Source organism: Paraburkholderia sp. CNPSo 3272 (assembly GCF_024206495.1).
GTDB lineage: Bacteria > Pseudomonadota > Gammaproteobacteria > Burkholderiales > Burkholderiaceae > Paraburkholderia.
Map to the genome: position 1 here is coordinate 1 of NZ_JAMBPQ010000008.1, position 12,176 is coordinate 12,176.

At 62.5% G+C, this 12,176-nt stretch carries 7 protein-coding genes and 1 rRNA gene; 3 read left to right on the forward strand and 5 right to left on the reverse strand.

Features of this window, described 5'->3' with window-relative positions; translation table 11 throughout:
• Positions 1-73 precede the first annotated feature (73 nt).
• Positions 74-187 (forward strand): 5S ribosomal RNA (gene rrf, locus M3I53_RS12430).
• 91 nt (positions 188-278) lie between these two features.
• On the opposite strand, the gene M3I53_RS12435 is transcribed toward rrf, so the two are convergent.
• A complete protein-coding gene (locus M3I53_RS12435; RefSeq protein WP_254316223.1) occupies positions 279-857 on the reverse strand; it encodes a pyridoxamine 5'-phosphate oxidase family protein in 579 nt (192 codons plus the stop codon).
• A 10-nt stretch (positions 858-867) separates the two neighbouring features.
• Positions 868-1,572 carry an SDR family oxidoreductase gene (locus tag M3I53_RS12440; protein WP_254316224.1) on the reverse strand — a complete coding sequence of 235 codons (705 nt, stop codon included), beginning with the start codon at positions 1,570-1,572 and terminating at the stop codon, positions 868-870.
• Between the two features lie 187 nt (positions 1,573-1,759).
• On the opposite strand from M3I53_RS12440, the gene gcvA reads away from it, so the two are divergent.
• Entirely contained in the window at positions 1,760-2,674 is a 915-nt protein-coding gene (gene gcvA, locus M3I53_RS12445) for a transcriptional regulator GcvA (protein ID WP_254316225.1), read from the forward strand.
• A 173-nt stretch (positions 2,675-2,847) separates the two neighbouring features.
• Entirely contained in the window at positions 2,848-7,704 is a 4,857-nt protein-coding gene (locus tag M3I53_RS12450) for an NAD-glutamate dehydrogenase (protein ID WP_254316226.1), read from the forward strand.
• A gap of 16 nt (positions 7,705-7,720) precedes the next feature.
• Here M3I53_RS12450 and M3I53_RS12455 read toward each other — a convergent pair whose 3' ends face one another.
• From M3I53_RS12455 to M3I53_RS12465, 3 genes are all read right to left on the reverse strand, one after another.
• Positions 7,721-9,637 (reverse strand): AAA family ATPase, encoded by a 1,917-nt coding sequence (locus M3I53_RS12455; RefSeq protein WP_254316227.1) that lies wholly within the window; start codon positions 9,635-9,637, stop codon positions 7,721-7,723.
• Between the two features lie 327 nt (positions 9,638-9,964).
• Positions 9,965-11,263, reverse strand: a complete 1,299-nt coding sequence (locus M3I53_RS12460) for a TAXI family TRAP transporter solute-binding subunit (RefSeq protein ID WP_254316228.1) — start codon at positions 11,261-11,263, stop codon at positions 9,965-9,967.
• A 296-nt stretch (positions 11,264-11,559) separates the two neighbouring features.
• Positions 11,560-12,069, reverse strand: a complete 510-nt coding sequence (locus M3I53_RS12465) for a MarR family winged helix-turn-helix transcriptional regulator (RefSeq protein ID WP_254316229.1) — start codon at positions 12,067-12,069, stop codon at positions 11,560-11,562.
• Positions 12,070-12,176: the final 107 nt, after the last annotated feature.

Consider the following 12,176-nt stretch of genomic DNA (forward strand, 5'->3'; position numbering starts at 1 on the left):
CTCTTTACGCTTCTTCCCGATTGGCTGTGGCGCCAGGTCCGAAAGACCCGAGTCGACGCAGCAACCCGTCATGCCTGATGACCATAGCGAGCTGGTCCCACCCCTTCCCATCCCGAACAGGACCGTGAAACAGCTCCACGCCGATGATAGTGCGGATTGCCCGTGTGAAAGTAGGTAATCGTCAGGCTCCTTATGCTGTAACGTCCCGAACCCCGGTGTCTCCGAAAGAGCACCGGGGTTCTGGCGTTTGGGCGCATTAAAAAAAGCAGCTCGCCAATTCAAGGCGCCAGCCAGGTCCCGCGCCATTCCCCTTCTTCAAACACCAGACTGGCCCGCCTATGCCCTGCGGGATTCAGATCGAGGTAGTCAATTCTCGATACGGTCACGTCAATCAGACAGAAGTTTTCGAATCCCGCCGATGAGTCGGGATCTTTGGCATGCGTCGTTGCATGCGCCTCGGCGGGAGACGCAACCGGTGTCGCGGGCGCAAGCGGCGTGCGATAGACAATCAACGTCCGAGGTCTGCTCGCGTCCCAGACCGCCTTCGTTTCCGAGGGCGTCTCGACGATTCTCGCAATGCCGTGCAGCCTTATCTGGATCCCGCTGTCGAGATCACAGCCGACGAGCGATAGGCGCGGGTCGCGCCGCAATTCGGCCACCTTCGTTGACCGTACGTCGGTATGAAACATGACTGAGCGCTGCTCGCGAGAGACACGGCGCAACACGACCGTCCGCACGGCAGGCGCACCGTCTAGCGCGATCGTCGCGACCTGCAGCATCGTGAAGGGCGCGCGCTCCTTGCGCGCGTTTGCGCCCGCGTGCAGGCACGCCCAGACCTCGTCGACGATCTGATCCATATCTGCCGCGTTACAGAGCACGCACGATGCCGCCGTCGACACGGATGTTTTGCCCCGTGATGTACCCCGCGGCATCCGACAACAGGAACGCGACCGTTTGTGCGATCTCCTGTGTTTTCCCGAAGCGTCCAACCGGAATGCGGGCGACGATCTCGGGCGTTTCGGGCCAGCTGTCGATGAATCCCGGCAGCACGGAGTTGATTCGAATATTGTCCTTTGCGTAGCGGTCGGCATAGAGGTGCGTGAACGAATTCAGCGCGGCGCGCAGCGCAGAGGAAACGGGCATGGCCTGCTCAGGCGCATCGGCTGCAAAGCTCGAGATATTCACCACCGCGCCGCCGCCTTGCTCGAGAAACGCAGGCGTCACGCGACGCAGCACGCGAGCGACGTTGAGCAGGATGAGATCGAGCCCGAGGTGCCACTGTTCGTCTGCAATGGAAAGCAGATCCCCCTTCGGCGGATGCCCCGTGTTGTTCACCACAGCGTCGATGCGGCCATACTTTTCGAGCGTTTCGCGAACGAACCGGTCGATACAGTCCGGCTCGGTTACCGAGCCCGTAAAACCGAATCCGCCAAGCTCTTTCGCCAGCTCGGCCGCGCTGCCGGAGGGCGACATCAAGGCCAGACGATAGCCGCTGGCCGCCAGTTCGCGCGCGATCGCCGCGCCCATACCCTTGCCGGCCGCCGTGACGAGTGCGACTTTTTCTACTGCCATGGTGCTCTCTCCTTGAATTGGATGCCGCGCGACAAAGCTGCGCCGTATGCGATTTCGTATAGAAACTGTATGGCGTTATGATTGGATTGTCGAATGATGTTTCTTATAGTCTGACAATAAAATATCTACTGGCTCATTACTGACACATTGCGAGCTGATCACAGGCTTTCCACCAGCCAATATACCGTTGAAGCATTCATCGAAGCCACGCCATCTCCCGCCGTTGAATGCGCTCCGCGCGTTCGACGCATCCGCCCGGCACCTCAATTTCCGCCTCGCGTCCGAAGAGCTTGGCGTCACGCAGGGCGCTGTCGCGCAACAGGTGCGGGTGCTGGAGGAAGCCCTGAATTTGCCGCTTTTCGCAAGGGGGCCGCGCGGTCTCGCTCTCACGACCGAGGGGCAGATTTACTTCGCTGCCGTTCAGCGGGCGCTCACGATCGTCGCCGACGCGACCGCGGCGCTGAACCGTCGTTCCACGTCCCTCACGATCAGTACGACGCCGTCATTCGCTTCGAAATGGCTGATACCCAGGCTAGCAGAGTTCGGCGAGCAACACCCGGACATCGACGTCCGGATCATTGCTGATGCGGCGCTATGCAACTTCAGGTCCGATGGCGTAGATATCGCCGTTCGGCTCGGCAAGCCACCGTTCGCGAAAGGTCTAGTCAGCGACCTGCTATTTCCGCTGCAGGTGTTCGCCGTAGCCAGCCCGCAACTAGTTAAGCCCGATTACCCGTTGCGTACGGTCGCCGACCTCGAAAACTATGTGTTGCTCCATGATTCTCATGATATGTGGCCGGAGTTTTTCAACGCCATGGGCTGCACAAGCGCATTGGGCGAGATGAAAGGACCGCACTTCAGTCAGTCGTCGCTCGCCATCGATGCCGCGATTGCCGGGCAGGGCATTGCGCTCACGAGCGAACATCTCGTCGAGCGCGATATCGCGGCCGGAAGGCTGCGACGCCTGTTCGATTTCTCGTTGCCCCTGTCGCTCGGTTATTACATTGTCCTTCCGCAGGCCAGCGTCCGGTGGGAGACGAGCCAGAAGCTGCGTACCTGGCTGCTCGCCCAATTCCAACCCGCATCGAAAGCGGCGCCATAAGCGCGCTGGAGCGGGCGTTCGCAGTCAGCAAGTTCTGCGCCACCATCCGCAGTGCAGCGCGGCGCCTCGCCCTGAGGCAGCGCGTGCGCACGCATTCATCGTTCGATCACCTTGCCGGTGCATAATGACTGAACCGCCGATGCAGTCGATGACTATCCGCCAAGGAGTTCGTCATGCTAGCGAGGAACGAAGAATTCGTCGCCCATCTGCTCTCCGACGTCATGGAATTTGCGCGGGCGCGCTTGCCCGAGCCGACGTTCCAGATCGTCGAGCCTTTCCTGCGGCACTACTACGATTTCGCCGACGCGGAAGATCTGCGTAGCCGCAGCATCGCCGACCTCTACGGCGCCGCCATGGCGCACTGGCGAACCGCGCAGCGCTTCGTGCCGGGCAGCGAGCGCATGCAGGTCTACAACCCGATCCTCGAACAGCACGGTTGGCATTCGGACCATACGGTCATCGAAATCGTGAACGACGACATGCCATTTCTCGTCGATTCGGTTTCCATGGCCGTCAACCGTCTGGGGCTCGCGCTGCATTCCGCCCTGCACCCGGTGTTCCGGATCTGGCGCGGCAAGGACGGCACGATCGAGCGTGTGGACGAGGGCGGCGCCAGCGCCGGCGACGGGCAATCGCAACTCGCCTCGTTCATCCACTTCGAGGTGGACCGCTGTGGCGACGCAGCAAAGCTCGACGAATTGCGCAGCGACATCGCCAAGGTGCTCGGCGACGTGCGGGCGTCGGTAGAAGATTGGCCGAACCTGCTCGAGGCCGCGCGCACCACCATCAAGACGATGAAAGCGCGCGAAACGAGCGCAGAGGACATCGAAGCACGCGCGTTTCTCGAATGGATGGTGGCCGACCATTTCACCTTCCTCGGCCAGCGCGATTACGCGCTGGTTGCGCATGACGGCGGCTACGCCCTGCGCGGCGTGGAAGGCTCGGGTCTCGGCATTCTGCGCGAATCGCTGCGCGCGCCCGGCACGCCCGACATCACGCCGTTGCCGCCCGCGGCCGTCGACATCATCAGCGGCGCGTGGCCCATTTTCCTGACGAAAGCGAACTCGCGCGCCACCGTTCACCGGCCAGGCTATCTGGATTACGTTGGGGTGAAGCTCGTCGGCGCGGACGGCAAGGTGTGCGGCGAGCGCCGCTTCGTGGGCCTCTACACCTCGACCGCCTATATGGTCTCCACCGCCGAAATCCCGATCGTGCGGCGCAAATGCGCGAATATCGTGCAGCGCGCGGGCTTCCTGCCGAAAGGCCATCTCGGCAAATCGCTGGTGACGGTGCTGGAAACCTATCCGCGCGATGAGCTGCTGCAGGCGAGCGAGGACGAACTTTTCGATATCGCGCTCGGTGTGCTGCGCTTGCAGGAACACCAGCGCACGCGGCTATTCGTGCGGCGCGATCGCTTCAACCGCTTCGTTTCATGTCTCGTATACGTTTCGCGCGACAAGTACAACACCGATCTGCGGCGGCGGATTGCGAACCTGCTCGTGGACGCCTTCAACGGCGTTTCCGTGGAGTTCACGCCGCTGCTTTCGGAGTCGGCGATCGCGCGGATTCATTTCGTCGTGCACGCCGAACCCGGCTCTATGCCCGAAGTCGACACGCACGAACTCGAAGCGCGGCTCGTGCAGGTCACGCGCCGCTGGCAGGACGATCTGGCCGATGCGCTGCTCGACGCATTCGGCGAAGAGCAGGGCACGAGTCTGTTGCATCGCTACGCCGATTCGTTCCCGCCGGGCTATCGCGACGATTATCCGGCCCGCACGGCGGTACGCGACATCGAGCTGATCGAGCGCGTGCAGGGAACGCAGCGCATCGCGATGAATCTGTACCGGCCTATCGAGGCGGGCCCGCGTACGTTTCGCTTCAAGGTTTATTGCGCGGGCGAAGCGATTGCGCTCTCGCGCAGCCTGCCGATGCTGGAACACCTCGGCGTGCGTGTGGATGAAGAGCGGCCCTATGTGATCGAGGCGCCTTCTTGTGCGCCTGCGTGGGTCCACGATTTCGGCCTCGAACTCGCGGACGACGCCGAATTCGACATCGAGCGTGTGAAGGGCCTGTTCGAAGACGCATTCGAAAGCGTCTGGAACGCACGCATCGAAAACGACGATTTCAACCGGCTCGTGCTGCGCGCCTATCTGAGCGCGCGCGAAGTCACGATCCTGCGCGCCTATGCAAAGTATCTTCGCCAGGTGGGCTCGACATTCAGCGACGCCTATATCGAGCGTGCGCTTACCGGCAACCCCGCGATTGCCCGGCAGTTCGTCGAACTGTTCGTACTCCGGTTCGATCCGCGCGATTCACAGGCACGCGAAGAGCGAACGGCGCTCATGCTCAAGGCCATTGAGAGCGCGCTAGATCAGGTGCCCAATCTCGACGAAGACCGTATCCTGCGGCAGTTCCTCGGCGTGATCAATGCGACGGTGCGCACGAACTATTTCCGCCGCGAAGCCAATGGCGCAGAGCGGCCCTCGCTCTCATTCAAGTTCGATCCGTCGAAAGTGCCTGGCCTGCCCGAACCCAAGCCCATGTTCGAGATCTGGGTTTATTCGCCGCGCGTAGAGGGCGTGCACTTGCGCGGCGGGCGCGTCGCGCGCGGAGGCCTGCGCTGGTCGGATCGCCGCGAAGACTTCCGCACTGAAGTACTGGGCCTCATGAAAGCCCAGATGGTGAAGAACGTCGTGATCGTGCCGGTGGGGTCGAAGGGCGGCTTTGTCGTGAAGAATCCGCCGCCGGCGAGCGACCGCGAAGCATGGATGCGCGAGGGCGTGGCGTGCTATCAGACCTTCCTGCGCGGCCTGCTCGATCTCACCGACAATCTCGTGAACAACGCGATCGTGCCTCCGCCCGATGTCGTGCGCCACGACCCCGACGACCCGTACCTCGTCGTGGCCGCCGACAAGGGCACCGCCACGTTCTCCGACTATGCGAACGCGATATCTGCCGAATACGGTTTCTGGCTCGACGATGCCTTCGCTTCGGGCGGTTCCGTGGGCTACGACCACAAGAAGATGGCGATCACGGCACGCGGCGCGTGGGAGTCGGTCAAGCGGCATTTCCGCGAAATGGGCGTGGATACACAGGCCATGGATTTCACCGTGGTCGGCATTGGCGACATGTCCGGCGACGTATTCGGCAACGGCATGCTGCTCTCGCCGCATATCAAGCTCGTCGCAGCCTTCGATCACCGCCATATTTTCCTCGACCCCAATCCCGATCCGGCCGTGAGCCTCGCGGAGCGCACGCGGCTCTTCGGACTCGAACGCTCGAGCTGGGCCGACTACGACCCGGCAACGATTTCCGCGGGCGGCGGCGTATTCGCGCGCACTATGAAGACGATCCCGCTTTCCGCCGCGGTGCGTACGGCACTCGGCATCGAGGCGGCGGCGCTTTCGCCAACCGAGTTGATTCGCGCGATCCTGCTGGCGAACGTCGATCTGCTCTATAACGGCGGCATTGGCACCTATGTGAAAGCCGCGCGCGAGACCAATGCGCAGGTCGGCGACCGCGCCAACGACGCCGTGCGCGTGAACGGCTCGGAGCTGCGCTGCAAGGTCGTGGGCGAGGGCGGCAATCTCGGCGTCACGCAGCTGGGGCGCATCGAATTCGCGCAGCACGGCGGCCACATCAACACGGACGCGATCGACAACTCAGCCGGCGTGGATTGTTCGGATCACGAAGTGAACATCAAGATCCTGCTCGGACTCGTAGTGGCCGACGGCGAGATGACGACGAAACAGCGCAACACCTTGCTCGCGGAGATGACTGACGAAGTCGGACTGCTGGTGCTGAGCGACAACTATTACCAGACACAGGCGCTTTCGATCGCGGGCCGCTACGCCGTGGAACTGCTCGATGCCGAATCGCGCCTGATGCGCTGGCTCGAACGCGCAGGACGTCTGAACCGCCATATCGAATTCCTGCCGACGGACGACGAAATCGCCGAACGTCAAGGCGCGAAACTCGGGCTCACGTCGCCAGAGCGCGCCGTGCTGCTCGCTTACAGCAAGATGTGGCTCTACGACGCGTTGCTCGACTCGTCCGTGCCGGAAGACTCGCTCGTCGCGGACTTGTTGATCGACTACTTCCCGCAGCCGCTGCAGCAGCGCTTTAGCGAACCCATGCATCGGCATCCGCTGCGGCGTGAAATTCTGGCGACGCATTTGACGAACGCGCTCGTGAACCGCGTGGGCTGCGCATTTGTGCACCGTTTGATGGAGGAAACCGACGCGCAGCCAGGCGAAATCGTGCGCGCGTGCATCATGGCGCGCGACGTATTCGGCCTCAATGACATCTGGCGCGCCATCGACGCGCTCGATAACCGCGTGCCCGACGACGTGCAGGCGCGCATGTTCGTCGACATCGCGCGGCTGCTCGAACGCGCGGCGCTATGGTTCCTGCGGCATCTGCAGGCGGGTGCGGTGGATAACGACGGCGTGAGCACGCTGCTGGCTCGCTGCCGAGACGCCGCCCAGCGCCTCGCGCCGCAATTGCCGACGCTGTTGCCCGAAGCGGATCTCGAAGCGCTTTCGGCTCGCCAGGGCGAACTCGTGAAGGCGGGCGTCGAAAACGCGCTCGCGCTGCGCGTGGCGAGCGGAGATATTTCGGTAGCACTGCTCGACATCGCCGATGTGGCGGCCGCGTGCGACCGCCCGCTGGAGCGCGTTGCGGCGGCATACTTTGCCTTGGGCACGCGGCTCAATTACAGCTGGATTGGCGAGCGTGCGGCGACGCTGCCCACGCCCACGCATTGGGACACCATGGCGCGCGCGGCGGCGCTCGCCGAGGTGGCGCACCTCAAACGCGCGCTTACCACGAGCGTGCTTACACAAGGCTCCGAAGCCGCGGATGCACAAACGCTCGTGGACGCATGGTGCGCGCAGCACGAGGGTGCGCTCGAGCGTTATGGTCAGTTGCTGACGGAACTGCGCGCTTCGAGCGGCGTGAGTCTTTCCGTGCTGCTCGTGATCGTAAGGGCGATGGCGGCCCTCGAAAGGACTGGAGGACGCGAACGATGAGGGCGGTGCAAGCGGCTCACGCGACGGCCGCTTCGGTCACTGCCTGCGTGCTCGCCACGGCCGCTGCATGCTCGCGAATCAGACGATAGACCGTCTCGCCAGGCACCGTCTCCGACTCGAGCAACTGGTCGGCGATCGCTCGCAGGACCGGCTCGTTCGCACGTAGCAACGCGAAGCACGCATCGTTGAGTTCGTGCAGCAGCACGTTCGCGTGCTCGATCGCGGTCTTCAGTTGCAAGCCCGCGACCTGCTGCGGCAGCGCCGCGAGGCTGAACAGATTGCCATCCGCGTTGAAGCCGTGCTTCGACACCATGTCGAGGCTGATGCGCGAGGCTTCCTGCAAATCCTGCGCCGCGCCGCTCGATGCTTCGCTGAACATGAGCAGTTCCGCGTTGCGTCCGCCCAGCAGCACCTGGATCTCGTTGCGCATTTCCGTTTCGCGATACAGGTACTTGTCCTGCATTTTCGTGATCAGCGCCACGCCCAACGCGCCGCCGCGCGGCAGAATCGTCACTTCTTCGAGCACGCCCGTACCGAGGAGGGCGGCGACGAGGCCATGACCGGCTTCATGGATCGCAATGCGCGTGCGTTCGTCGTCCGAAAGCGCGCGCTCTGCGCCGTTGACGTCGCCAATGCGAGCAATCTTGATGGCCTCGAGAAAATGCACTGCGGCCACTTCCTGCTTGCCGGCCTTGCGCGCCACGAGACCCGCCTGATTCACGATCATCGAGAGCGTGGCCGGCGAAAGACCCGTGGTCAGGCGCGCGAGCTGGTTGAAATCGAGGTCGTTGGCTTTCGTTTTCAGATTGCCGGCGTAAAAGCGCAGAATATCTGCGCGATCTTCCAGATCGGGCAGACGCACCTGCACCGTGCGGTCGAAACGGCCGGGGCGGCGCAGCGCTTCGTCGAGATTGTCCGGGTGATTGGTCGCGGCGACGATGATCACGCCTTCGTTCGACTCGAACCCATCCATCTCCGCGAGCAGCTGGTTGATGATGCGGTTGCTTTCCGCCTCGACCGGGCCGCCGCCCGTATCGGTGCGCTTGCCGAGACCGTCCGCCTCGTCGATGAAAATGACCGTGGGCGCGTTCTTGCGCGCGAGTTCGAACAGGCGCTTGACCTTCTGAATGCCCACGCCGTAATACTTCGCGCTGAAATAGCTGCCCGTGATGGCGATGAAGTTCGCGCCGCATTCGCCTGCAAGCGCCTGCGCGAGGCGCGTCTTGCCGACGCCGGGCCCGCCCGTCATGAGCACGCCGCACGGCGCGCGCACGCCCATGCCCGTGAACTGGGCGGGCTCGGTGAGCCACGCGCGCACGTCGGCGAGCGCGGCTTTCGCTTCGCCTGCGCCGATCACGTCGTCGAAGCGTAAAGTGGGTGATTCGCCGAGCAATTGCGCGCCGCCGCCCATTTCGCGGCGCATGAACCACAGCAGGCCGCCTAGCATCAGCACGGGGAACAGCAGACTGAGCGCGTCGCGCACGCGGTCGAAGGCTTCAGTCCAACGCTCGGCGCCGACGCGCACATCGGCGCGCGGCAACCAGACGAGCTGCCAGGGCGGCGTCGCGCCCGGCCTCAGGTCGCCGAGCAGCAGAGCGTTCGCGAACGCGCCATTATGATCGGCCACATAATACTTTTCGCCCTGGGTCGTCGAGACGAGAATCGCTTCGCGGCTCACGCCGATCGCGGTGACATCGCGGTCGCGAATATCGCGCAGCAATTCGGAGGCATCCTTTTCGCGCTTCGTCCATGGCGATGCGTCATGCCGCATTTCGCTGGCGACACCCGTAAGCGCGGCCGGCTGGGACCGCGCAAGACTCGCTTCATGACGCCAGTATAAAAAGCCAGCCGTGGCCGCCAGCGCGGCCGCGCAGACACCCACCGCAACGTATTGGCCAAAGCGTGACCACCGCGAATTCCTTGCCGGTTTCATGAATCGTTCCTGCCCGGCGCCGCCGTGGCGACGCCAGATAATCTATCGTGGGACTGGAGGCGCTCTAACGTCTCGCCTTGCGTAGTCCCTCGATAGTCAGGAATACGAAAACGACCCTTTTAATTGCGCTGCTCCTTCCGAATTATGCCTGCGTTGTGCGGGACGCGGAAAAGGGGATTGGTGGATAAATACCTTTTAATTCGGTGATTTAACGAAAGTCGTGCGTTCTCTTTAGGGGCGCGAACAGCGGTGAATGCCGTTCGGGTGGTTTGCCCCAGACGGCTATACCCCGCCACAGGTACGCAAAGGAGATGGGCAAGCGCCACGCTAACCCTTCGTTCGCTGCGCAACCTGTGTTATCCGGTCCCGCACGACACCGATCGCCTGCTTGAGCGCGTAGACATCCTGAAAATAGCGGTACGGAATGCGTATCCGGCTCGCGTTCGCGTCGATGCTTTCGATTTCTTCACTCCATTGCGCGATCTTCGAGGGGGGCGGCTCGCTGCTGCTCCAGACTTCGTCTTCGAGTGCCTTGATTTCGCGGTACCAGACCACGAGCCGTTTTTTCATCCGCGCTTCGAGCAGCCGCGGCAACGCCTGAAGCAAGCCAATCAGGAGCGCCGCGAACGGCACGAGGATCAACAGCCGTCGTTCGATCACGCTCGCGAGCCAGAACGGCAAATAGCGGTACAGGAACGGCTGGCCGGATTTGAAGTAGCGGACGCTTTCGTCGGAGATCGGGAATTCTTCCGTCTTCAGGTTAGGGAACGTGCCGAGCGGCGTGAAGTAATCTTCGCCACCGTGAACGGAGTGAGCCGCGTCGAGCAGCAGGTAGACGAGTGCCGGATGCAGCGTGTCTTTCGAGACCAGCAGTGCCGTTGCAGCGAGCAGCGTGACATCGGTGCGCGGCAGGTCGTCGGCGACACTAGTCGATGCGCGCGGCAAGACGATCTTCGAAAGCGATGGGAACTTCTGAACCAGCGCGTCTGCCTGCGCGAAATTCATCAGTTTGAGATTGCTGTTCAGCAGGGTCTTCTGCATCTGGGCGTCGGGCCTGCCGATGAAGAAAGCCGCGTCGATCTGGCCGCTTTCGAGCCCCTGGTAAGCTGCCGGTGCATCCATTTGCAACAGGGTGGAATTCTGGCTCGTGATGCCGCTGTAGCCGAGCAATACCTGCGCAACGTTGAGCAGGCCACTGCCGGGCACGCCGGTCGAAATCTTCTTGCCGCGTAGTTGCGACAGTCGGTCGACCGTCGCGTCGCCGCGATAGAACACCCAGATCGGTTCGTACGACACGGCAGCGATCGTCTGGATACCGTCGGTCTCCTTTGGACTCGTGGTACCCGACTGGATGAAACCGACTTCGTAGGCGCTGTTCGGGTCGCTCAACCGCTCATAATTCTCCACCGCTCCGGAAGAACTGCGGATATCGAGTTTGATGCCGGCGCGCCTCAGGATGGGCGCATAGCGATCCGCAAAGCCGCGATAGATGCCGTTGTCCGCGCCGCTGGTCATGACGATGGTGCGCTGGAACGCGGGTGCGACCACGATCCCCACCACCCAGCCAAACGCAGCCAACAGAATGATTACGCCGACGATCAGGAAGCGCCGCTTCGCCCTGGTCATGGGGGTTTTCTGGCTGCGATGCAGTGCCGGGTTGTGTCGGGGCATCGTTGTGTACGCCTCCACGAGCTAACGCAGCAAGGATCGGCGGTGCGTCGTGACCCGCTGTGACCGTTATGCTGAGCATACTGCCGTTGCCGCGCGTAATGAGTATGCCACGGCGATAGAGCCTACCGTCGCGTCGAGGACGCATCGTTCGCGGGCAGGCTTCCCGGCGTACCCTTCCTGGCGAGTGGTGAGTAATCGCAGATCAAAGATATATGTCGTAGTGCAAATGAATATTCGACTCAACCATAGAGTCATTCGCCGCTGTCGATCGAAGCGTCGATCGCGTTCAACAAATGACGCAGTGCGTGGCCTGCAGCGACGCATTCTTCGGGATTCATCATCGCCGTCAGCGCATTCAGCCTGGCGACCCGTTCGTCCAGTGCACGATCGATGCACGCCAGGCCTTCTTCCGTCAGTTCCACCTCCAGCCGCCGACGGTCATTCGGATCGGGCAGACGGCGCACCAGCCCCTTGTCTTCGAGGCGGTCCAGCAGCACTGTCATCGTGCCCGTGGTGAGGATGGCGATGCGGCTCAGATCCGACGGGGATGCCGTCCTGGGGTAGCGCCGACGCAGCGCCGCCAGCACCTGGAACTGGCCAGAGGTAATGCCGTGCGCCTGGGAAAGCTTGCTCAGCTCGCGCTCCAGCACTCCGCCCAGGCGGATCACCCGGATCAGCATGTCGGCGTGTTGCAGATCGAGGTCCGGGCGCGCCGTCCGCCATTCGGCGAGAAATTGGTCCACATAGTCAAGGGTAGTCATGAGCCAATTTTACTTGGCTCCAAATAACTTCGCAATTGATTGCTTGACATCAAGATACTTGATGAATAGCATTTGCTCATGGTCGAGCCGGGTAGATGAACCGGCCG

Bases quoted from the DNA above. Each gene is read 5' to 3' on its own strand.
- M3I53_RS12435 (WP_254316223.1), bottom strand. From the start codon at position 857: ATGGATCAGATCGTCGACGAGGTCTGGGCGTGCCTGCACGCGGGCGCA.
- M3I53_RS12440 (WP_254316224.1), bottom strand. From the start codon at position 1,572: ATGGCAGTAGAAAAAGTCGCACTCGTCACGGCGGCCGGCAAGGGTATG.
- M3I53_RS12450 (WP_254316226.1), top strand. From the start codon at position 2,848: ATGCTAGCGAGGAACGAAGAATTCGTCGCCCATCTGCTCTCCGACGTC.
- M3I53_RS12455 (WP_254316227.1), bottom strand. From the start codon at position 9,637: ATGAAACCGGCAAGGAATTCGCGGTGGTCACGCTTTGGCCAATACGTT.
- M3I53_RS12460 (WP_254316228.1), bottom strand. From the start codon at position 11,263: ATGACCAGGGCGAAGCGGCGCTTCCTGATCGTCGGCGTAATCATTCTG.
- M3I53_RS12465 (WP_254316229.1), bottom strand. From the start codon at position 12,069: ATGACTACCCTTGACTATGTGGACCAATTTCTCGCCGAATGGCGGACG.